The sequence below is a fragment of the Mycolicibacterium iranicum genome, assembly GCF_014190915.1.
Lineage (GTDB): Bacteria > Actinomycetota > Actinomycetes > Mycobacteriales > Mycobacteriaceae > Mycobacterium > Mycobacterium iranicum_B.
This window is the reverse complement of sequence record NZ_JACHVU010000016.1, coordinates 52,194-74,309: the sequence shown is the minus strand read 5'-3', so window position 1 is coordinate 74,309 and position 22,116 is coordinate 52,194. Positions and strand designations below refer to the sequence as shown.

Annotated in this window: 15 protein-coding genes; 8 read left to right on the top strand and 7 right to left on the bottom strand. The window is 70.2% G+C overall.

Annotated features, from left to right (window positions below; genetic code table 11):
* Nucleotides 1-4: 4 nt before the first annotated feature.
* Nucleotides 5-1,150, top strand: coding sequence for a metallophosphoesterase family protein (locus tag FHR72_RS24180; RefSeq protein WP_183473364.1), 1,146 nt, complete (start codon nucleotides 5-7; stop codon nucleotides 1,148-1,150).
* A complete protein-coding gene (locus FHR72_RS24175; protein WP_183473359.1) occupies nucleotides 1,147-3,801 on the top strand; it encodes an AAA family ATPase in 2,655 nt (884 codons plus the stop codon). The genes FHR72_RS24180 and FHR72_RS24175 overlap by 4 nt, the downstream gene beginning before the upstream one ends.
* Before the next feature lie 7 nt (nucleotides 3,802-3,808).
* Here FHR72_RS24175 and FHR72_RS24170 read toward each other — a convergent pair whose 3' ends face one another.
* Nucleotides 3,809-5,164, bottom strand: a complete 1,356-nt coding sequence (locus FHR72_RS24170) for an LLM class flavin-dependent oxidoreductase (RefSeq protein WP_183473357.1) — start codon at nucleotides 5,162-5,164, stop codon at nucleotides 3,809-3,811.
* Between the two features lie 29 nt (nucleotides 5,165-5,193).
* Entirely contained in the window at nucleotides 5,194-6,405 is a 1,212-nt protein-coding gene (locus tag FHR72_RS24165) for an acyl-CoA dehydrogenase family protein (protein WP_183473354.1), read from the bottom strand.
* A 112-nt stretch (nucleotides 6,406-6,517) separates the two neighbouring features.
* Between FHR72_RS24165 and FHR72_RS24160 the strand changes: the two genes are divergently transcribed.
* Nucleotides 6,518-7,780, top strand: a complete 1,263-nt coding sequence (locus FHR72_RS24160; RefSeq protein ID WP_183473351.1) for an alpha/beta fold hydrolase — start codon at nucleotides 6,518-6,520, stop codon at nucleotides 7,778-7,780.
* Nucleotides 7,781-8,316: 536 nt separating this feature from the next.
* Here FHR72_RS24160 and FHR72_RS24155 read toward each other — a convergent pair.
* From FHR72_RS24155 to FHR72_RS24135, 5 genes are all read right to left on the bottom strand, one after another.
* A complete protein-coding gene (locus tag FHR72_RS24155) occupies nucleotides 8,317-9,969 on the bottom strand; it encodes an oligopeptide ABC transporter substrate-binding protein OppA (RefSeq protein WP_260156204.1) in 1,653 nt (550 codons plus the stop codon).
* Nucleotides 9,970-10,070: 101 nt separating this feature from the next.
* Complete coding sequence (locus FHR72_RS24150; RefSeq protein ID WP_183473345.1) at nucleotides 10,071-11,918, bottom strand: oligopeptide ABC transporter ATP-binding protein OppD; 1,848 nt, start codon at nucleotides 11,916-11,918, stop codon at nucleotides 10,071-10,073.
* On the bottom strand, nucleotides 11,915-12,844 hold the full coding sequence (locus FHR72_RS24145; protein WP_183473342.1) for an oligopeptide ABC transporter permease OppC: 930 nt from the start codon (nucleotides 12,842-12,844) through the stop codon (nucleotides 11,915-11,917). Before FHR72_RS24145 ends, FHR72_RS24150 begins: the two co-directional genes overlap by 4 nt.
* The gene (locus FHR72_RS24140) at nucleotides 12,841-13,818 is read right to left on the bottom strand and encodes an oligopeptide ABC transporter permease OppB (protein ID WP_183473339.1); all 978 of its coding nucleotides are present in this window, start codon (nucleotides 13,816-13,818) and stop codon (nucleotides 12,841-12,843) included. The genes FHR72_RS24145 and FHR72_RS24140 overlap by 4 nt, the downstream gene beginning before the upstream one ends.
* A 92-nt stretch (nucleotides 13,819-13,910) precedes the next feature.
* Complete coding sequence (locus tag FHR72_RS24135; protein ID WP_183473336.1) at nucleotides 13,911-14,420, bottom strand: hypothetical protein; 510 nt, start codon at nucleotides 14,418-14,420, stop codon at nucleotides 13,911-13,913.
* A gap of 172 nt (nucleotides 14,421-14,592) precedes the next feature.
* Here FHR72_RS24135 and FHR72_RS24130 point away from each other — a divergent pair, with 172 nt between their 5' ends.
* From FHR72_RS24130 to FHR72_RS24110, 5 genes are read left to right on the top strand one after another with little or no spacing between them, the layout of a single operon-like run.
* Nucleotides 14,593-15,297, top strand: coding sequence for a response regulator transcription factor (locus FHR72_RS24130; RefSeq protein WP_183473418.1), 705 nt, complete (start codon nucleotides 14,593-14,595; stop codon nucleotides 15,295-15,297).
* Nucleotides 15,275-16,927, top strand: a complete 1,653-nt coding sequence (locus FHR72_RS24125; protein WP_183473333.1) for a sensor histidine kinase — start codon at nucleotides 15,275-15,277, stop codon at nucleotides 16,925-16,927. The genes FHR72_RS24130 and FHR72_RS24125 overlap by 23 nt, the downstream gene beginning before the upstream one ends.
* 22 nt (nucleotides 16,928-16,949) lie before the next feature.
* On the top strand, nucleotides 16,950-18,836 hold the full coding sequence (locus FHR72_RS24120) for an ArnT family glycosyltransferase (protein WP_183473330.1): 1,887 nt from the start codon (nucleotides 16,950-16,952) through the stop codon (nucleotides 18,834-18,836).
* Nucleotides 18,837-18,865: 29 nt separating this feature from the next.
* Nucleotides 18,866-20,146: a bifunctional glycosyltransferase family 2/GtrA family protein gene (locus FHR72_RS24115; protein WP_183473327.1), complete on the top strand. Its 1,281-nt coding sequence runs from the start codon at nucleotides 18,866-18,868 to the stop codon at nucleotides 20,144-20,146.
* On the top strand, nucleotides 20,143-22,059 hold the full coding sequence (locus FHR72_RS24110; RefSeq protein WP_183473325.1) for an ArnT family glycosyltransferase: 1,917 nt from the start codon (nucleotides 20,143-20,145) through the stop codon (nucleotides 22,057-22,059). The genes FHR72_RS24115 and FHR72_RS24110 overlap by 4 nt, the downstream gene beginning before the upstream one ends.
* Nucleotides 22,060-22,116 lie beyond the last annotated feature (57 nt).

Genomic DNA, 22,116 nt, shown 5'->3' with positions numbered 1-22,116 from the left:
TGAGATGCGTTTTCTCCACACCGCTGACTGGCAGCTCGGGATGACCCGCCACTACCTGAACGGGGATGCGCAGCCACGGTATTCGGCGGCGCGCCGCGGTGCGGTCGCCGCGCTCGGACCGCTGGCTGCCGAGGTCGGCGCGGAGTTCGTCGTCGTCGCCGGCGACGTCTTCGAGCACAACCAGCTCGCACCGAAGGAGATCAGCACCGCGCTCGAGGCCATGCGGGCCATTACCGTTCCGGTCTATCTGCTGCCCGGCAACCACGACCCGCTCGACGCCTCGTCGGTGTACACGAGCCCATTGTTCACCGCAGAGCGGCCCGACAATGTCGTCGTTCTCGACCGTCCCGGTGTGCATGAGGTCCGGCCCGGTCTCGAGCTGGTGGCGGCTCCCTGGTACTCCAAGTCGCCCACCACCGACCTCGTCGCGGCGGTCCTGGACGCGCTGCCCGCCGGTGACGACGTCACGCGCATCGTCGTCGGACACGGTGCCGTCGACATCCTGGTGCCGGACAAGGACCGGCCGTCGCTGATCGGGCTGGAGGCGCTCGAAACCGCCCTCGCCCGGGGTGCGGTGCACTATGTCGCGCTGGGCGACAAGCACTCTCGCATGAGTGTCGGATCCACCGGACGCGTCTGGTATTCGGGCTCGCCCGAGGTCACCAACTACGACGACATCGAACCCGAACCCGGGATGGTCCTCGCCGTCGACATCGACGACAGCGACCGGACCGTACGCGTGGACTCCCACCGGATCGGCGCCTGGCGGTTCATGTCCCTGAAGCACACCGTCGACAACAACCGCGACGTGGCCGACCTCGACATCAACCTCGACCAGATGCCCGACAAGGAGCGCACGGTGATCCGGCTGGGTCTTACCGGGTCGCTCACCGTCACCGACCGCGCGGCGCTGGATGCCTGCCTGGACCGATACGCGCGGCTGTTCGCCGCATTGGTGCCGTGGGACAAGCAGACCGACCTCGCGGTGATGCCGGCCGACGGGGAGTTCGACGACCTCGGTATCGGGGGCTTCGCCGCCGCCGCCGTCGACGAGCTGGTCAACACCGCCAGAGCCGCCGGGGAGGACGCCGAGGACGCCCGCGCGGCGCTGGCCTTGCTGCTGCGGCTGACCGAAGGAGGGGCGGCATGAAGTTGCATCGGCTCGTGCTGACGAACTATCGCGGAATCACGCACCGCGACATCGAATTCCCGGATCGCGGCGTCGTCGTGATCAGCGGTGCGAACGAGGTCGGCAAATCCTCGATGCTGGAGGCACTCGACCTGCTGCTGGAGGCCAAGGACCGCTCCACCAAGAAGGAGATCAAACAGGTCAAGCCCACCCACGCCGACGTCGGCGCCGAGGTGACCGCCGAGATCTCCGCCGGCCCCTACCGTTTCGTGTACCGCAAGCGCTTCCACAAGAAGCCCGAGACGGAGCTGACGGTGTCGGCGCCGCGCCGGGAGCAACTCACGGGAGACGAAGCGCACGAACGGGTTCGGGCCATGCTGGCCGAAACCGTCGACCTGGATCTCTGGCAGGCTCAGCGGGTTCTGCAGTCGGCGCCGACCACGGCGGCCGACTTGTCCGGCTGCGATGCGCTGTCGCGGGCACTCGATGTGGTGGCCGGGGCCGTCGACGACGATCCCACCCCGGGCGGTGCGGTCGACACCCTGCTGATCGACCGGATCGAGGAGGAGTACCGCCGGTACTTCACGTCGACCGGACGCCCCACCGGCGAGTGGGCGGCCGCCACGGCGCGGCTGCGCGCCGCAGACGGCGAGGTGGCGCGGTGCGCGGCCGCGATCGCCGAGGTCGACGAGGCGGTCCGCAGGCATGCCGCGCTCACCGCAGAGCTGGCGGCGACCGCGGAGGAGACGTCGACGGCCACTGCGGCTTTGGCGGTCACCGCCAAGGCGGCCGAGCAGGTAGCCCTGCTGCAGGCCGAGCTCGACCAGGCCACCGCCCGCGCCGAGGTAGCCGTCTCGACCTATGCGGCGTCGAGGTCCGCGCTCACCGAGCGGCGCCGGATCCGCGCCGACATCGAGGAGCGGACCGCCACGATCGCTCGCCTGCACGCCGAGTCCGAGGTCGCCGCCGACGACCTGGACACCGCCACGCAGATGAAGCTGGCCGCCGACGAGGCTGCGGAATCGGCGCGGCTCGCGGTCAGCACCAGTCAGCAGCGGCTCGACGCCGCGCGCAGTGCCGTGCAGCGGCTGGCCGACCGGGAAGAGCTCGACCGCGTCGCCGGCCGGCTCGCGACGTTGGAGCGTCATCACCGCGAATTCGAAGTCATAGAGCGCGAACTCGCGACGATCACACTGACCGACCGGCTGATGACCGCCGTCGAGCACGCTGCCGCTGCCGTCGAGCGGGCCGCCGCCGCCGTCGAGCAGACATCAGCCCACTTGGAGCTGGCCGCGATGTCCGACGTGCAGCTCAGCGTCGACGGACAGGTGGTGTCCCTCCGTGCCGGTGACACATGGGCGGGCGGGATCTCGGCGGCCACCGGCGTCGACGTGCCCGGCGTGCTGTCGTTGCGGGTGTCGCCGGGGGCATCGGCGACCGCGACCCAGGCCGGGCTCGACGCCGCCACCGACGCGCTGACGAAGGCGTTGCGCGACGCCGGCGTCGCCGATGTCGAGGCCGCCAGGTCGCTGGACCGGCGTCGCCACGAACTGCGGGCCGCCCGCCAGCAGGTGCGCGCCATCCTCGACGCTTTGACCGGTGACGACAGCATCGACGACCTGCGGACCCGGATCAGCGCGCTGCAGGAACGACTGCCCGCCGAGGACGCCCTGTTCGACCCTACGGGCCCCGCGACGCTGGATCCCGCAGCTCAGCGTCTGGAGCTGATCGAAGCCACCGCGGCGCACCAGGAGGCCGTCCGCGACTGCGAAACACATCGGAAGGTCGCCGAGGAGGCGGGCAAGCTGCTGACGCAGCGCGGGCTACACGCTGCGCGTCTCACCGCCAAGCTGCAGGCGGCTCAGAGCGAACTGGTCGGGGCCGGCGCGCGGCTGAGCGAGCAGCGGGCGGCCGTCGGCGACGACGAGCTGGCGGTCAAGACCGAGGAGGAGGCCGAGGCGGCGCGCAAGGCCGAGGCTCTGGTCGCGCAGCTGGCCGAGGACGTCGCCGCTCACCAGCCGGCCGCCGTCGCGGCAGCTCTGGCGGCCGCCGAGCGGGACCTGGCCGCGGTCACGGCGCGCCGCGACGCGGTCACCGAATCGCTGAGAGATGTTGCCGCGCAGTTGAAGGTGTTCGGCACCGAGGGCCGCAAAGGCGAGCTCGACGCCGCCGAGACCGAGCGCGAACGGGCCGAGGCCGAGTTCGTGCGGGTGCAGCGCCGCGCCCGCGCGGCGGATCTGTTGCGGTCGGTGATGGGCAGGCATCGGGACGCCGTGCGGCAGCGCTACGTCGACCCGTTCCGCGGCGAGGTGGAGCGGCTGGGCCGCATCGTGTTCGGCGAGAGCTTCGAAGTCGACGTCGACAGCACGCTGAGCATCGGGCATCGCACACTGTCCGGGCGTACCGTCCCCTACGACTCGCTGTCCGGAGGAGCCAAGGAACAGCTGAGCATCGTCGCCCGCCTGGCCGGCGCGGCGCTGGTGGCCAAGGAAGACAGCGTGCCGGTCGTGATCGACGACGCGCTGGGCTTCACCGACGCCGAAAGGCTGACGAAGATGGCCGAGGTGTTCGACGCCGTGGCCGGCGACGGGCAGGTCATCATCCTGACCTGCAGCCCGCAGCGCTACGCCGACGTGCGCAGCGCGCGCCACATCGAGCTGGTCGCCGGCTGACGTCGCGTCAGCTCACCGACTGCAGACCCGCGGAGGTATCGAATGCGGGCCGCGTCAGACCGAGGTGCTCGCGCAGGGTGGAGCCGGTGTACTCGGTGCGGAACAGTCCGCGCCGCTGCAGTTCCGGGACCACCGCGTCGACGAAATCGTTGAACGTGCCCGGCGTCTGGGCCGCCGACACCATGAACCCGTCGGCCTCCCCGGCGGTGAACGACTCCTCGATCTGATCGGCGACCTGTTCGGCGGTGCCGACGAACTGGGGTAGCAGCACGCCCTGGGCGTACCACTTGCCGATGTCGCGCAAGGTGAGGTTGTCGCGGTTGGCCACCCGCCGTGCGGTGTCGAACAGTCCCTGCGTCCCGCTGACGGTGACATCCTCGACCGGCGCGTCCAGGTCGTAGCGCGAGAAGTCGTGGTCGGTGTGCACCGACAGGGTGATCAAACCCGAGACGGGGTCGGCCAGATCGTTGTGGAATGCCTGCTTCTCCCGGGCGATCGACTCGGTTTCGCCGAAGAACGGGATGAACGCCGGGAAGATCAGCACCTGGTCGGGATCGCGGCCCGCATCCGAGGCCCGCGACTTGATGTCGTCGTAGTACGCGCGTCGGCCCTCGGGCGTGGGGTCGATCTCGAAGATCGCCTCGGCCCAGCGCGCCGCGAAATCCTTGCCCGTCGCCGAAGCCCCCGCTTGGATCAGCACCGGCCGGCCCTGCGGCGAATGGGGAACGTTCAACGGTCCGCGGGTGCGGAAGTACTCACCCTCGTGGTCGATGCGGCGGATCCGGTCGGGGTCGGCGAACACCCCGGCGGCCTTGTCGAGGACCAGCGCGTCGGGATCCCAGCTCTGCCACAACTCCAACGTCGTCCGCACGAACTCGTCTGCACGCTGATAGCGGAAGTCGTGATCGAGATGCTCGGCGTGACCGAAGTTCTGCGCCTCACCCTGAGACAGGGAGGTCACGATGTTCCACGCCACCCGGCCCTGGGTGATGTGGTCGAGGCTGGCGAAGATGCGGGCCAGCTCGTAGGGATGAAAGTATGTGGCCGACTTGGTGATCGCGACGCCCAGCTTCGACGTCACCGCGCCGATGCTGGCAGCCACGATTGATGGGTCCAGCGTGGCGGTAGCCTGTGTGCCGCGGCGCAGGGGTTCGGTGATGTCGTCGCCGAACCGGCCGGGGGCAGCCAGCAGATCGGCGAAGAACACGAAGTCGAACTTGCCGCGTTCCAGGATGCGACCGATGCGGTGGTAGTAGTCCGGGGTGGTGAACCTGGTGTCGCTGGCCGGGTGCCGCCACGCGGCGTGCGAATGGGTGACCTGCGAGGCGATCTGGAATCCGCCGAGGTGGAGTTGTCGGGTCATTCGTGTGTCTCTTTCCTGTGGTGCCGAGCTCAGAAGTACGCGTTGGCCGGAATGGCGGTGCCGTGCAGCAGGTTCTGGCCGATCAGTCGGGCCTTGTAGGCCACCGGGTTGTGCAGGGTGATCGTGCGGATGTTGCGCCAGTGCCGGTCGAGGTTGAGCCGCCGGCTGGCGGCGCTCGCGCCTCCGAGTTCGAGCAGCCGCGTCGCGGCCGCAGGGGCGACGTCGTCGAGGTGAACCTTCACCTTGGCGACCTTGAGCTGCGCCGCGGCCGCCAGCTCGGCGTCCGGAACCCCGTCGTGCTCGGAGGCCGTGGCCTCGGCGATCGCTGCGGCCGCATCCAGCACGGCGGCCCTGGCGATGTAGGCGGTACTCGCGAGCTCGCCGAGCTGGCGCTGGAGCAGCGGGTCGTCGGTGGGCCGCTCGGCGACGGCATGGCTGAAGCTGCGCTCCCGCGAACGCAGCAGCGCGATCCCGTCGTCGACCACCGATTCGAGGATGCCCGCGACGACCGCGTGGATGTACAGCTGCAAGGCGGCGTACTGCACTGTCGGCGCTGCTTCGGCGTCGTACGGGGTGTCGCTGAGTATTTCGTCGGGACTGACCGCGACCTCGTCGAACGTCGTGGTTCCGGTGCCGGTCCTGCGCTGCCCGAAGCCGTCCCAGTCGTCGATCACCCGCACCCCGTTCCGGTCGGCCGGGACCACCACGAGGGCCACGGAGTCGTGGTCGGTGGTCGCGGTGACGGTCAGATAGTCGGAGAACAGCGTGCCCGTGCTGTAGTACTTCTCGCCGGTCAGGCGGTAGCCGCCGTCCCCTGGCAGCAGGCGAGTGTTGAAGACCAGGCTGCCGACGGCGTTGGCCCCCTTCTCGCTGAACGCATTGCCGAAGGTGCGGCCCGCGGCGACCTTGCCGAGCCAGTCCTGGGCGACCCGCGTGTTCGCGGTGCGCAGCCGCTCCTCGACGAACCAGAAGTGGGTCCGGAAGATGTGCGCGACGATGGGATCGGCCCGCGCGACATCGATGACCGCGGAGAACAGCTGGGGGATGGTGAACCCGGGCCCGCCCAGGCCACCGGGTAGCCGGAGTGTGCCGAAGCCGGCCCGTTTCAGGGCGGCCACCTGATCAAAGGGGTTCTCGTCGTGGAGGTCTCGGTCCCGGGCTCCGCTTCCGATCTGCTGCAGAAGAGCTGTGAACTCCGCCGAGCCCGGCAGAACCGTCGTCACGTGATCCGTTGAGGTCATGGCTCGGTTGTACTGATCTGCCCGGTCTGTCCGCACTGCTTACGATCAGCCGGAACAGAACAGCGACGGCGTCAGGTGTGTGCGGTGCCGGTGCGGGGCACAATGAGCGGTGATGACGATGAATGCCAAGCGGCGCCGGGCGCACGACAGGCTTGCGGCGCTGCCGGGTGTGCGTCCGGTTCGCAGACCGATCCGCCGCGACGGCGGCGAGCAGTTCGACGTCTTCTATGTACGGACCGGCCGGAAATCGACCCATCCGCTCGTCGTCATTCCCGGAGGGCCGGGCGCGGCCTCGGTCGCGCTGTACCGGGCGTTCCGGCGCCGTGCCGCCGTGGCCGGGCTGGACGTCATCATGGTCGAACACCGCGGCGTGGGCCTGTCCCGTCACGACGATGCCGGCGCGGACCTGCCGCCGGAAGCGCTGACCGTCGAGGCCGCGGTCGACGACGTCGCGGCCGTCCTCGACGACGCCCAGGTCGAGCGCGCCATCGTCTACGGCACGTCGTACGGCACCTATCTGGCCGCGGGGGTGGGGGTGCGGTACCCGGGGCGGGTGCACTCGATGGTGCTGGACTCACCGCTGCTGTCGGCCGACGACATCGAGGAGGTCCGGAAGCAAACGCGCAGGGTGCTGTGGGACGGTACGGAGCCGGGCAGCGCCGATCTGGCGTCGCGGGTGCGCCGGCTGGCCGCCGAGGGCGTGCTCTCGTCCAAGGACGTGCAGTTGATCGGCGACATGTACGGGGCGGCGGGCCCTGATGTCCTGCGCCGCCAGCTCGACCTGCTGCTGGCCGGACGCGACGTGCTTTGGGCGGCGGTCGGATTGGGCAATCGGGAGTTGCTGGAACGCAAGACGGCCTACCACAACGAACCGGACCTCGTGGAGCGCATCGCCTACCGTGAGCTGAACTATGGGGCCGTTCCCGACGGCCGACCGCTGGACCCGGCGATCGCACTTCGCGAAATGGCTTCCGGTGACGTCGAATTCGTCGCCGAGCCCTACGATCTGCCGGCGGCGATGCCCGGCTTCACCTGGCCGACCGCGGTGATCTCGGGAGGCCGGGACTTGACGACCCCGCCCCAGATCGCTCGCCGGGTCGCCGGTCTGATCCCGGACTCGGTGCTGGTCGAACTGCCGACCGCGGGCCACAGCATTCTCGACACCCGCGAGCAGGCGGCGCTGCAGATCTGCTCGGCGATGGCCGCGGGGAAGGTCCACGAGCTCGCCTCGCGCTCGGCAGAACTCGACGCGCTGCCGGCCAACCTCACGGTGCGCCTGCTGGTGCGGGCGCTGGCCGCGGCGGCTCGTGCTGAATCAGCGGTGCCCGGCGCCGTGCCGAAAGCCGTGCGCGACATTGCGGGCCAGTCGACCTAGAGCACGCGATCGCGAGTTCTGCGCCTGGGTCGCTAGTTGGGCGTGCGCGCGACCTTGGTGCAGAAGTCGCCGCACCAGCACCCCAGGAGCCCTGCGAGCACGCGACTTGGGAGCGTGCGCCTCGCGAGTTCTGCGCTAGGGCTGTTGGATGGGCGTGCGCGCGACCATGGTGCAGAAGTCGACGCACCAGCACCCCCGCGAGCCCTGCGAGCACGCGGTCGCGAGTGTGTGCCCTCGCGAGTTCTGCGCCTGGGCTGCTTGATGGGCGTGCGCGCGACCATGGTGCAGAAGTCGACGCACTAGCACCCCAGGAGCCCTGCGAGCACGCGACGTGGGAGCGTGCGCCTCGCGAGTTCTGCGCCTGGGTCGCTAGTTGGGCGTGCGCGCGACCATGGTGCAGAAGTCGCCGCACCCGCACTCCCGCGAGCACGCGATCGCGCACGCGAGCCACGCGAGTTCTGCGCCTGGGTCGCTAGGCGGGCGTGCGCACGACCTTGGTGCAGAAGTCGCCGCACCAGCAGCCGCACACGCCCCCGCTACTTCATGAAGCCGATCGCCGAGAAGTTGATGTCGCCGATGCCGGTGGGACCGTAGTTCGCCAGATTGCTGCGGATGGCAACGTTGCCCGGGGCTTGGAACAGCGGCAGGCTGTGGCCTTCCTCCCAGATCATCGTGTCCAGTTCGTTGGCCAGGGTGCGGGCCTTGGCCGGGTCGAGCTCCGACAGCGTCTCCTCGATCTTGGCGTCCACCTCCGGGCTGCCGATCTTGCCGTAGTTGCTCTCCCCGTTGGACGCGAAAATCTGCGTGAGGCTGGTCAACGCGAAGGCATCACCACCCCAAGCGAATTGGGTCATGTCGAAGTTACCCGGCGTGACGTAGTCCGGGAACAGGCTGCCGCCGGCGGCCGGGATGAGCTCCATGTCGACACCGACCTGCGCGAGCTGGTTCTGCGCGATCTGGGCCACCGAGCGGGTGCTCTGCCCGTCGTAGAAGACGTTGCGGATCGTGAGCCGCTTGCCGTCCTTCTCGCGGAACTGTCCGTTGAGCGTCCAGCCCAGCGCGTCGAGTTCCCGCTTGGCCGCTTCGGGATCGAACGCGATGCTGTTGTCCTGGTAGCCCTCTTGGCCGGCCAGATAGATGTGATTGTTCAGCGCCGCCGGGTTGTCGGTGAGGCCACGCTGGGTCACCGCGGCGATCGCCTGCCGGTCCAGCGCCTTGGTGATCGCGATGCGCAGACCCGGATCCGACAGCAGTGCTCCCGGTGCCCCGTTGATCGTGAGGTGGTACCAGTTCGGTGCGGGCGCCCGGCGGATCGAGACGCCCTGCGCACGGCGTGCGCGCTCCAGGTCGTCGAGGGTGGCCAGGCCGACCGAGTCGAGTGCGTTGTTCTCCAGCGCCGGGATCATCGCCGCATCGTCGAGCACGGTGTAGGTCATCGAGTCCAGCAGTGGTGGGGTGCCCCACCATTTCGGGTTGCGGGTCAACACGATTCGCTGCGCACCGCGGTCGACGGTGGTGATGGTGAATGGGCCGGCCGACGGGCCGGGGCCGTTGAGGAAGCCCTTGTTGAACGCCTCGGGATCGGACGTCACCGCCTTCGAGGACAGCATCGAGTTGCCGGCGAACATGCCCCGCCAGTCCGCGAAGTGGCTGGCGAAGGTGATGACGGCCTGCCGGTCGTCGACGCCCTTGGTGACCGATGCGACGCGCTCGCTGCCGTTGGGTGAGGCGAACAGGAACCGCTTGTCCTTGCCGCTGGTGGCGTTGATCTGGGCGGCGAAGTCCTCCCACGTGATCGGCGTGCCGTCCGACCAGGTCGCCTTCGGGTTGATCGTGTACGTGACGACCTGGGGTTCGGTGCTGGTCAGCTCGACGCTGGTGAAGTAGTCGCTGTTGACCGTCATCTCCCCGTCGGGCTTGATCACGAACGCACGCGGCAGCGTGGCCCGCAGCATCCTGCCCAGTTCGCCGAGGTTGCCGTCGACGTGCAGGTAGTTGAAATTCGGCGGGAAGCCGGTGAGCGCCAACCGCAGATTGCCGCCCTGCTGGAGCGTGGCCGGGTCCTGCGGATTGATGTCGGCCGAGGCGCCGAGTTCGGCGTTGCCGCCCGCCGACGGCACCTCATTGCTGCCGCTGGAGCACCCCGTCACGAGGACCGCCGCTACCGTTCCCGCCGCGAGCAGACGCATCATCGCCCTTTTCACCGGCGTGGCGTGCGATTGTGTGTCTGCTCGCCGGGGCGTGGCGGGGGTCCCTGTTCGGTGGCTCAGGTACGTCATGCGGACTGACTCTAACTGTGATCAGGCTGGGGACGCGGTACCGCGGCGAGCAGTCGCCGGGTGTACTCGTGGGTGGGGTCGGCGAACACCTGCTCGCTGTCGCCCTGCTCGACGATGACGCCTTTGTGCATGACCGCGACGCGGTGGGCGAGGTGGCGCACCACGGACAGGTCGTGAGAGACGAACAGGTAGGCCAGCCCGAAACGCTCCTGCAGATCGAGGAGCAGGTTGATGATGCCGGCCTGGATCGATACGTCCAGCGCCGACACCGGCTCGTCGAGGGCGAGGATCTTGGGCTGCAGCGCCAGGGCCCGCGCGATGCCGATGCGCTGTTTCTGCCCACCGGAGAACTCCGCCGGGTAGCGGCTCGCGTCCTCGCGGCGCATCCCGACCACGGTCAACAGCTCGGCCACCCTGTCGCGGATCGCATTCTTCGCGAACCCGTTGGCCTGCAGCGGTTCTGCCAGCACGTCGAACACCGGCAGCCGAGGGTCCAGCGACGCCACCGGGTCCTGGAACACCACCTGCAGATCCCCGCGTAGGGCGCGACGGCCGGCGCGGTCCAGTGTTGCGACATCGTGGCCGAGCACCTCGATCGTGCCGGATTGCGGTGCGGCCAGATCCAAAATCTGGTGCAGCGTGGTGGACTTGCCCGATCCGGATTCGCCGACGATGCCCAGCGTGCGGCCCGCCGCCAGGGTGAAGCTGACGGAATCGACCGCCCTCACCTCACCGATCCGGCGCCGGAACACCACACCCTTGGTCAGCTGGTAGGTCTTCGACAGGTCGGTGACGCGCAGGACGACGGCCTCGGACGGCTCCGCCGGTGCCGCGGGGGGCGCCGTCGACACCCCGTAGATGTCGGCCGCACTGCGTCCCACGACGTGCTCGTGGCGGATGCAGGCGACGAGGTGGCCCGGCCCGACCGGCTCCAGGGCGGGCTCGGCGGCGCTGCACTCGTCGATCGCCAGCGGGCAGCGCGGGGTGAACGGGCAGCCCGGCGGCAGCGCGGTCATCGACGGCGGCGCGCCGGGGATGGGCACCAGGCGAGCCCCCTGCGGGGCATCGAGACGCGGGGCCGACCCCAGAAGCCCTGCGGTGTAGGGCATCCGGCGGCTGCGGTACAGATCGGCGACCGGTGCGGTCTCCACCGCGCGGCCGGCGTACATGACCAGCGCGCGGTCGGCGAACTCCGCGACGACGCCGAGGTCGTGGGTGATGATGAGCACCCCGGCGCCGGTGACGTCGCGTGCGGTGCGCAGCACGTCGAGGATCTGTGCCTGCACGGTGACGTCCAGGGCGGTCGTCGGTTCGTCGCAGATCAACAGATCGGGATCGTTGGCGATCGCGATCGCGATGACCACGCGCTGCCGTTCCCCGCCGGACATCTCGTGCGGGAACGCCCGGGCCCGCTGCGCAGGCTGCGCGATCCCGACGAGCTCGAGCAGCTCGACCGCCCGGATGCGCGCGGAGCGGGCGTCGACGTCGCGGTGGTGGATGCGGATCGCCTCGGCGATCTGATCGCCGACGGTGTACACCGGCGTGAGCGCCGACATCGGATCCTGGAAGACGGTGCCGATCGAGGCCCCGCGGATCCGCGACATGTCCCGGTCGGATCGCCCGAGGAGTTCGTCGCCGTGCAGCCGCACAGAGCCCGACACCTCGGCGTATTCGGGCAGCAGGCCGACCACCGCCATCGCGCCCGCGCTCTTGCCGGCCCCGGATTCACCGACCAGGGCTACGACTTCGCCGGCGTCGACGTGGTAGTCCAAGCCGCGCACGGCTTCGACACGGTCAGGGCCGGTGGGGTTGTCGATGGGGAAGGCGACGTGCAATCCGCGCACCTCGAGCAGGCTCATGCCGCCGCCCTCCGGCGTCGGCGGCGCCGGGCCGGACGTACCCCGGGATCGAGCGCGTCGCGCAGGCCGTCGCCGACGAGGTTGGCGCAGAACACGATCAGCACCAGCACCCCGGCCGGGAACAGGAACACCCACGGGAAGGTCGTCACCGACCGGGTGCCGTCGGCGATCAGCGTGCCCAGCGACACGTCCGGCGGCTGCACACCGAACCCGAGGAAGCTCAGGCTCGTCTCGGCCAGGATGGCCAGGCCGACGTTCAGCGCGGTGTCGATGATCAGGATCGAGGCTGCGTTCGGCACGATGTGGCGCACGATGATGCGCCAGTTGCTGACGCCCATATACCGTGCGGCGGTCACGAATTCGCGTTCCCGCAGGCTCATCGTCAGCCCCCGCACGATGCGGGCGCTGATCATCCAGCTGAACCCCGCCAGCAGCACGATCAGCCACAGCTCGGTATCGGAGTCGCGCAGCCGAGGTGTGACGATCGCGATGAGGAGGAAGCCCGGGATGACGAGCAGCAGATCGACGATCCACATCAGCGTGGCGTTGCGCCACGCGCCGAAGTAGCCCGCGATCGCCCCCACCGTCGCCGCGATCAGCGTCGACAGGAACGCCACACACACTCCGATCAGCATGGATTTCTGCATGCCGCGCAGCGTCTGGGCGAGCACGTCCTGGCCGAGCGCGTTGGTGCCGAACCAGTGTGTGGTGGTGGGGGGTTGCTGCAGCGCGTAGTAGTCCAGCTCGGTGTGGGTGAAGGGCAGCAGCGGCGGCAGCGCGTAGCAGCTGAGGAACAGCGCGGCGAGCACGAACAGGGACACCACCGCGGGCCGGTTGCGGACGAATCGCCGCCACACCAGCGTGCGCCGCGATACGAACCGGTGTTCGGGGGCGACGGCCTCGTCCCGGGAGCGTTCGACGGTCACGAGACACGCACCCTCGGGTCGAGGGCGGCGTACAGCACGTCGGACAGCAGCCCGGCCAGCAGCACCGTCGCACCGGTGAACACCGTGATGGCGACGATGATGTTGGTGTCCTGCGTGGTGATGCCCTGCACGAACCATTCACCGATGCCGTGCCATCCGAAGATCTTCTCGACGAACACCGCGCCGGTGAACAGGCCGCCCACGCCGTAGGCGAACAGGGTGGCCATCGGGATCAGCGCGGTGCGCAGGCCGTGTTTGAACAACGCCTGCCGCCGGGTCAGCCCCTTGGCGCGGGCGGTGCGGATGAAGTCCTGGCCGAGCACGTCGAGCATCGCGTTGCGCTGGTAGCGGCTGAAGCCCGCGATGGTGCCCAGCGCCAGTGTGAGCGTGGGCAGCACGAGATGTTGCAGACGGTCCACCAGCTGGCTGAACGTCCCGCCGACGGCGTCGGTCGACGTCTCCCCGGTGTACTCGAAGATCTGTACTCCGAGAATCGAATTGCCCTGCAGCGCAGCCAGGATGAGCAGGTTGGCGATCACGAAGGTCGGTGTGCTCAGCGTCAGCAGCGCCAGCGTGGTGATGACCCGGTCGGACAGTCGGTACTGCCGGATGGCCCCCCAGGCCCCGACGACGACGCCCAGGGCGGTGCCGACGATCGATCCGATGATCACCAGCCGCAGGCTCACCCCGACGCGGCGCCACAGTTCGTCGGTGACGGGCTGGCCGGCCACGGTGGTGCCGAAGTCCCCGCGCACCACACCGCCCACCCAGTCGGCGTACCGGATCGGGATGGGCTCGTCGAGGTTGAGTTCGGCGGCCTTGGCGTCGATCACCGCCTGCGGCGGTCGCGGGTTGCGTTCCAGCAGGCTGTCGAGCGGGGCGAACGTCAACGAGGTGAGGGTGAACGTCAGGAACGACGCCAGCCCCAGCAGGAGGGCATAGTTCAGCAGCCGGCGGGCGAGGAAGCGGGTCATGCGGTGCTTCCGACTCGGGGCTGCATGCGCCCCAGGTTAGGAGATGTGTGTTGCTACAGCCCGCCGACGTGCCGGGTGCGGGGCGTCGCCGGTCACCGGCCGGGGGCCCGCACAGGGTCGAACACCTGCGTGACGCTCCGCGCTGCGGCGCCGGACTCCTGCCTGCCCTCGACCATGACGCTGTCGTCCACGCCGACGCCCGAGCCCTGCCCGGACGTCGTCGTCCAGGTCTGGGTGAACCCGTCTTCGCTGCGCACCGTCAGGGAACCGGGACCGGTCGCCGTGACGATCCCGGTCTGGCTGACGACGGTGACGAAACCGCCGGAGCCGTCGGCGACGACGACCGTGCCGTGCACCGGCGGCCCCTGCTGCGGGCCCCGGCCGCCGGGACCGGGGCCGACGCCACCGGGAGCTGCGGCGTGCTGCCCCGGCGGGCCGCCGAACTGCGGGGACGCGGCGCCGGTCGCGGCGTAGGCGGCGGCGCCGCCCAACCCGGCGATGACCGCGGCTACGCCGACGGCCGTCACGGTCTCGCGCAGCCCCCACGGGCGTGTCCGAGTGGGCTGGTCACCCGATGCCGGCTCGTGGTGGTCGGTGTCCATGCGATCCACTGTGGCCGGGCCGAATGTGTGCCGGCTGTGGGTAGGTTCAGCGGGGCATGTGACCCGCTTTCACAGCGCGCGCATAGGAACGGCACAGGGGGCGCCTAGCGCACCCGCCGATAATGGGGTGATGGCCACCCCGCAGAGCACCCCGGAGGACACCCGGGTCGTGATGCGTCGGGCCGACGGTAGCCCGATCCATGTGCTCGTCGTCGACGACGAGGCGGTGCTGGCCGAGCTGGTGTCGATGGCGCTGCGGTACGAGGGCTGGGACATCTCCACCGCCGGGGACGGCGCCTCGGCCATCGCGATCGCCAAACAGAATCCACCCGACGTCGTGGTGCTCGACGTGATGCTTCCCGACATGAGCGGCCTGGAGGTGCTGCGCAAACTGCGTGAGCAGACACCGGGCCTTCCGCTGTTGCTGCTCACCGCGAAGGACTCGGTCGAAGACCGGATCGCCGGTCTGACCGCCGGCGGCGACGACTACGTGACGAAGCCGTTCAGCATCGAAGAGGTCGTGCTGCGGTTGCGTGCCCTCCTGCGCCGCACCGGCGTCAGCACCGAGGCCGGCGGCGCGCAGATCGTGGTCGGAGACCTCGTACTGGACGAGGACAGCCACGAGGTCACCCGCGGCGGCGAGTTGATCACGTTGACCGCCACGGAGTTCGAACTTCTCCGCTTCATGATGCGCAACGCGAAACGGGTGCTCAGCAAGGCCCAGATCCTGGATCGCGTCTGGAGTTACGACTTCGGTGGCCGCTCGAACATCGTGGAGCTGTACGTGTCGTATCTGAGGAAGAAGATCGACAGCGGGCGGGAGCCCATGATTCACACGCTGCGCGGTGCCGGGTATGTCCTCAAACCCCCGCGGTGAGCACGCGCCGCGGTCGGCGTTGCGTTCCCCGCGCAGCTGGTCGCTGCGCACCCGTCTGATCGTCACGCAGGTGGTGCTGCTGGCGGTGGTCTGCGCCGGCATCGGTGTCGCCACCGAGTATGCGCTGCAACGGTTTCTGATCAACCAGCTCGACGAACAGGTGATCGAGGCGGGCCGCCGCTCGTCGGTGATCTTCGAATTCGGCCCACCCCCGCCGCCCGGCATCGCGCTCCCCGTACCGCCCGGAGTCCGCCCGCCCCTGATGCCGGCCTTACCGTTTCCGCCGCCTCGCGGCCACCGGATGATGATCCGCGACGACCAGGGACCCGGCCCGGCCTTTCTCAACGCCCCCGGCCAGGCCATCCTCACCGTCGGTGCGGTGGTGGCCGACGGCCGCGCCGTCGAAGCGGGCATCATCACCGCCGACGGATCACGCGCCGAGATCTCCGCGGCCGCCGCCCAGCAGCTGACGTCGGTCGCGGTCGGCGACCCGCCTCAGACCGTCGACCTCACCGGCCTGGGCCGCTACCGCGTGGTCGCGTTCCCGTCCCACCTGCCCGGGGAGGACGTCGTCGCGGGGCTGCCGACCTCCGACGTCGACGACACGCTGTTCTGGGTCGCGGTGATCTTCTGCGCCGTCGCCGCGGTCGCCCTGCTGGCTGCGGGTGCGGGCGGCGTGCTCATCGTGCGGCGCCAACTCGCGCCGCTGGCAAGGGTTTCCACCGCCGCGCAGCAGGTCGCCGACCTCGAACTCGACCGCGGGGAGGTACGCCTGCCCACCCCGATCGTCGAGGTCGACCCGGCGGCCTCGCACACCGAGGTGGGCCAGCTGGGGTCGGCCCTCAACCGCATGCTCGACCGCATCGCCGGGGCGCTGTCGGCGCGGCACGCCAGCGAGACGCGGGTGCGGCAGTTCGTCGCCGACGCCAGCCACGAACTGCGCACGCCACTGGCCGCCATCCGCGGTTACACCGAACTGGCGCAACGGAAACGGGCTCAGCTACCCGACGACGTCGCCCACGCCATGAACCGTGTCGAATCCGAGACCCACCGCATGACCCAACTGGTCGAGGACATGCTTCTGCTGGCCCGCCTCGACGACGGACGCCCCCTGCAGCGCGACAGCGTCGATCTGAGTCGCCTGGTGGTCGACGCCGTCAGCGACGCCCACATCGCAGGCCCGGACCACGTGTGGGAACTCGACCTGCCCGAGGCGCCCGTGACCGTTCCCGGTGACGAAGCCCGGCTCCATCAGGTGCTCGCCAACCTGCTCGCCAACGCGCGCACGCACACTCCGGCCGGGACGACGGTGACGACCTCGCTGGCCGTAGCCGACGACGGAGACGTCGTGCTCGGCGTGCTCGACGACGGGCCCGGCATCCCGGCCTGGCTGCAGCCCGACGTGTTCGAACGGTTCGCGCGCGGCGACACGTCGCGCTCCCGCCTCGGGGAGAGCACGCAGGTTCGGCCCGGCGGCAGCACCGGACTGGGGCTGGCGATCGTGGCCGCGGTCGTGCGGGCCCACGGCGGGACCATCGACCTGCACAGCGTCCCGGGCCGAACGGAGTTCACCGTGCGCCTGCCCCCCGATTCACAGCGCAGCCACAGTCCGGACCAATCGGACGCCTAGCGGGGCTCTCCATCATCGTGGGGTGACCCTGCTTGTCTCCCGCGAGCAGACACGAACTCGCACGCCCGAGCGCTCGGGCGTGCGAGTCCGCGTCTGCTCGCCCTCGACCGCCGCGCTGGCAGTGCTGCTCGTCGCGACCGCGGGCCTGTATCTGTGGAATCTCGGCGCCAGCGGATGGGCGAACGCGTATTACTCGGCGGCCGTGCAGGCCGGGTCGCACAGTGCGTCCGCGATGTTCTTCGGATCCAGCGACGCCGCGAACGCGATCACCGTCGACAAGCCACCGGCCGCGCTGTGGGTGATGGACCTCTCGGCGCGGCTGTTCGGTGTCAACCCGTGGAGCATCCTGGTGCCCCAGGCGTTGATGGGCGTCGCCGCCGTCGCGGTCCTCGCCGCTGCGGTACGGCGCGTGAGTGGGGCGGGCGCCGGACTCCTGGCCGGTGCCGTTCTGGCGCTGACGCCCGTGGCTGCGTTGATGTTCCGCTTCAACAACCCCGACGCGCTGTTGGTGCTGCTCCTCGTCGTCGGCGCCTCCTGCACCCAGCGCGCGTGCGAGAAGGACGCGAGCCGGTGGTGGCTCCTCGCGGCGGGCATCGCCGTCGGGTTGGGGTTCCTGACCAAGATGCTTCAGGCCCTGCTCGTGCTGCCCGGATTCGCCACCGCCTATCTGGTTGCCGGTCACCGGCCACTGCGGCGGCGGGCCGTCGACCTCGTCGGCGCAGCGGTGGCCGTCGCGCTGTCGGCGGGCTGGTACGTGGCGCTGGTCGAACTGTGGCCCAAGGATGCGCGTCCCTACATCGGCGGTTCGCAGACGAACAGCATCCTGGAACTGACGTTGGGCTACAACGGCATCGGCAGGCTCACCGGCGACGAGCCCGGCGGCCTGGGCAACCTCAACCACGACGTCGGCTGGGCCAGACTGTTCGGCTTCGGAATGGGATCGGACATCGCCTGGCTGTTGCCGGCGGCGGTGATCTGCCTGACCGCCGGTCTGGTCCTGACCCGCCGTGCGCCGCGCACCGACGCCACGCGGGCCGCACTCATCCTGTGGGGCGGCTGGCTGCTCGTCACCGCAGTGGTCTTCAGCTATATGAACGGGATCGTGCACCCGTACTACACCGTCGCGCTGGCACCCGCCGTCGCGGCCGGCGCGGCCGTCGGTGCCACGTTGCTGTGGCGGCGGCGAGCCGACCTTCGTGCCGCGGCGGCCCTGTCGGCGACCGTGGCGGTGACCGCGATCCTGGCCGCGGTCCTGCTGACCCGCTTCGGCGAGTGGGCACCGTGGCTGCGGGGCGCCGTCGCCGTCGGGGGAGTGGGCGCGGCGGTCCTGCTCGTCGTCGCGGGCAGGCTGCCGGAGCGGGCGGCCCGGTGTGCTGCCGCCCTGGCGGCGGTGTCGTGCCTGGCCGCGCCGACAGCGATCTCGCTGGCCACGGCCGCGTCCCCGCACACCGGCGCCCTTCCGTCGGTGGGTCCGGCCCGCAGCGGCGGCTTCAGGGGTGGCGGGCTGCTCAGCGCGCCCACGCCGCACCCCGATCTGATCGCGCTGCTGACCGCGAATGCCGATGACTTCACCTGGACCGCAGCAGTCGTCGGGTCCAACAACGCGGCCGGCTATCAGCTGGCCACCGGGGCGCCGGTGATGGCGGTGGGCGGGTTCAACGGCACCGATCCGTCGCCGACCCCGGACGAGTTCATCCGTACCGTCCACGAGGGGCGCATCCACTACTTCATCGTGGGACCGGCCGTGATGATGGGGCATCAGAGCGGTGACATCACCCGGGACTCCGCGGCCATCCGCGAGTGGGTCGAGGCGCGCTACCCGGAGCTGACCGTCGACGGGACGGTCGTCTACGACCTGACTAAGCCGCTCACCACCTCACAGCCGGCACATAGCTCCGGCCCACGATGAGCACACCTGAGCCCCGCAGCATGGATGACATGACAGACACCGTCCTGGGCCCCCGATTCGGTTGTGGCAGGCGCCCTTTCGAGGCGCGCCCTGACGTGGCCAGAGCGGCGCGTGACACGGGTGCGCCAGTGCTCGACGTGGTGATTCCCGTCTACAACGAACAGACCGCGCTGGCCGCCTCGGTACGTCGACTGCACCGCTATCTCAGCGAGTCGGTGCCGTTCCGCGCACGCATCACGATCGCCGACAACGCCAGCGTCGACGCCACCCCGGTCATTGCGACACAGCTCGCCGCCGAGATGGCCGATGTGCGGGTGGTCCGATTGGAGCAGAAGGGCCGCGGCCGCGCCCTGCACCACGTCTGGACCGGATCGGACGCCGCCGTGCTGGTCTACATGGATGTGGACCTGTCGACCGACCTCGCAGCCCTCGCACCCCTTGTCGCACCGCTGATCTCGGGCCACTCCGATCTGGCCATCGGCACGCGGCTCGCCCACGGAGCGCGGGTCCGGCGTGGACCCAAGCGGGAGATCATCTCCCGCTGCTACAACCTGATCCTCCGATCCACGCTCTCCGCGCGGTTCTCCGACGCCCAGTGCGGATTCAAGGCGATCCGCGCCGACGTCGCCGCCCGGCTCCTGCCTCACGTCGCGGACACCGGCTGGTTCTTCGACACCGAGTTGCTCGTCCTCGCCGAGCGCAGCGGGCTGCGCATCCACGAGGTGCCGGTGGACTGGGTCGACGACCCCGACAGCCGCGTCGACATCGCTGCCACCGCTGCGGCGGACCTGAAAGGAATCGGCCGGCTGCTCCGAGGTTTCGCCACCGGGACTATCCCGGTACACGCCATCGCGGCGCAGCTGGCGCCGACGGCCGACGTCAGCGCGCCCCGCTCACTGCTCCGACAGGTCGTCCGGTTCGGCGCTGTCGGGGTCGCGTCCACCGCTGCCTACATCTGTCTCTTCATGCTCCTGCAGGGGTGGGCGGGCGCACAGCTGGCGAACCTCGTCGCGCTGCTCCTGACCGCGGTGGGCAACACGGCCGCCAACCGGCGCTTCACCTTCGGCGTCGCCGGGCGGGCCCGCCTGGCGCGCCACCACGTCGAGGGCCTGATCGTCTTCGGCATCGCACTCGCCATCACCAGCGGGGCCCTCGCGCTCCTGCACGCCACCGCCGAATCCCCGCACCACATGGTCGAACTCGCGGTACTCGTCGGGGCGAACCTGCTCGCGACCGTGGTGCGTTTCGTTCTGCTCCGCGGCTGGGTGTTCCACCCTCGCCGCTCCACCACCGAAGGAAACCTCCGATGACCGCCCTCGCCCACACGTCCGCGACACCGATTCGGAATTCCCGGCCCGTCGTCACAGAACGACCGCGCTGGGTGAGGCCCGCGCTGGCGGCGCTGCTGGCCGCCACTGCCGCACTGTATTTCTGGGGGCTGGGGTCGTCGGGCTGGGCCAACCAGTACTACGCGGCCGCGGCGCAGGCGGGCACCCAGGACTGGAAGGCGTGGTTGTTCGGATCCCTGGACGCCGGCAACGCGATCACCGTCGACAAGCCGCCCGCCGCGCTGTGGCTGATGGCGCTGTCAGGCCGGATGTTCGGGTTCAGCCCGTTCACGATGCTGCTGCCGCAGGCGCTGATGGGGGTGGCGTCGGTCGCGGTGCTCGTCGCCGCGGTCCGGCGGGTCAGCGGTCCGGGCGCGGGCCTGATCGCCGGTGCTGCGCTGGCCGTGACCCCGGTGGCGGCGCTGATGTTCCGCTACAACAACCCCGATGCGCTTCTGGTGTTCCTGCTCGTCGTCGCGGCCTACCTCATGGTGCGGGCGATCCAGACGGGCGGGACCCGCTGGGTCGTCCTGGTCGGGGTGGTGCTCGGGATGGCGTTCCTGACCAAGATGCTGCAGGCGTTCCTCGTCGTCCCGGGCCTGGCGCTGGCCTTCCTCGTCGCGGCGCCCGTGGGGATGTGGCAGCGCCTGGGCAGGCTGCTGGCCGGCGGGCTTGCGATGGTCGTCACGGCGGGCTCGTTCCTGGCGATCGTGAGCTTGTGGCCCGCCGGTTCGCGCCCCTACATCGGCGGTTCCACCGACAACAGCCTGCTGCAGCTGGCGCTGGGCTACAACGGAATTCAGCGTGTCATGGGCGGAGACAGCGGCCCGGGTGGACAGGGCGGCCCCGGTGGCCGTTCGGGTGGCCCGGCGGGGGCGAACCTGTTCTTCGGAGGCGACCCCGGCATCGGCAGGCTCTTCGGCGCGTCGATGGGCACGGAGGCGTCATGGCTGCTGCCCGCGGCCCTGATCGGGCTGGCGGCGGGGCTGTGGTTCACCCGTCGCGCGCCCCGCACCGGTGCGGTGCGGGCAAGCCTGCTGCTGTGGGGCGGCTGGGTGCTCGTGACCGGAGCCGTGTTCAGCGTCATGGACGGCATCATCCACCCGTACTACACCGTCGCCCTGGCGCCGGGCATCGCCGCGCTGCTCGGGATCAGTGCGGTCCAAATGTGGCGTGGCCGAACCCATGTGGGGCCGCGCGCGGTACTTGCGCTGATGATGGCGGCAACAGGCGTGTGGGCGTTCATCCTGCTCGACCGCACGCCCGACTGGCTGCCGTGGTTGCGCTGGACCGTCGTCACCGCATCGGTGGTCGTGGCCGCGGTCCTCGCGGTGGGGGCGCACCGGTTGGGACGGGCCGCCGCCGCTGCGGCCGCCGTGGCGCTCGTCGTGGGTGCCGCAGCCCCCGCCGCCTACGCGATCGAGACCGCGCTGCACCCCCACAACGGCCCGATGGCGGTGTCGGGCCCGGCACGCACCGACATGGGCCCGGGCGGTTTCGGCGGCCCGAGCGGCCTGGACGCTCCGGTCGGCCCGGGTGGAATCGGTGGGGCCGAGGGTTCGGTGTCCGACAACGCCGCGCTGCAGGAGCTCGTGTCGGCGGCCGACAACCGCTGGGCCGCTGCGGCCGTCGGATCCATGACCGCCGGCGACCTGGAGTTGCAGACCGGTGCTTCGGTCATGGCGATCGGCGGGTTCAGCGGTGGCGACGATTCACCGACCCTGCCGCAGTTCCAGGAGTACGTCGCCGGCGGTCAGGTCCGGTACTTCATCGCCGGCGGCCATCGCGGCCCGGGCGGGGACTCGGGATCGGCCGCCGAGATCACAGCGTGGGTGGAGCAGAACTACACCCCGGCCGACATCGGCGGGGCGACCGTGTACGACCTGCAGGACTGAACGCGCCGGGACTGGACGTGCGGGCGCCTGCACGTCCAGTCCCGGCCAGAACGTTGA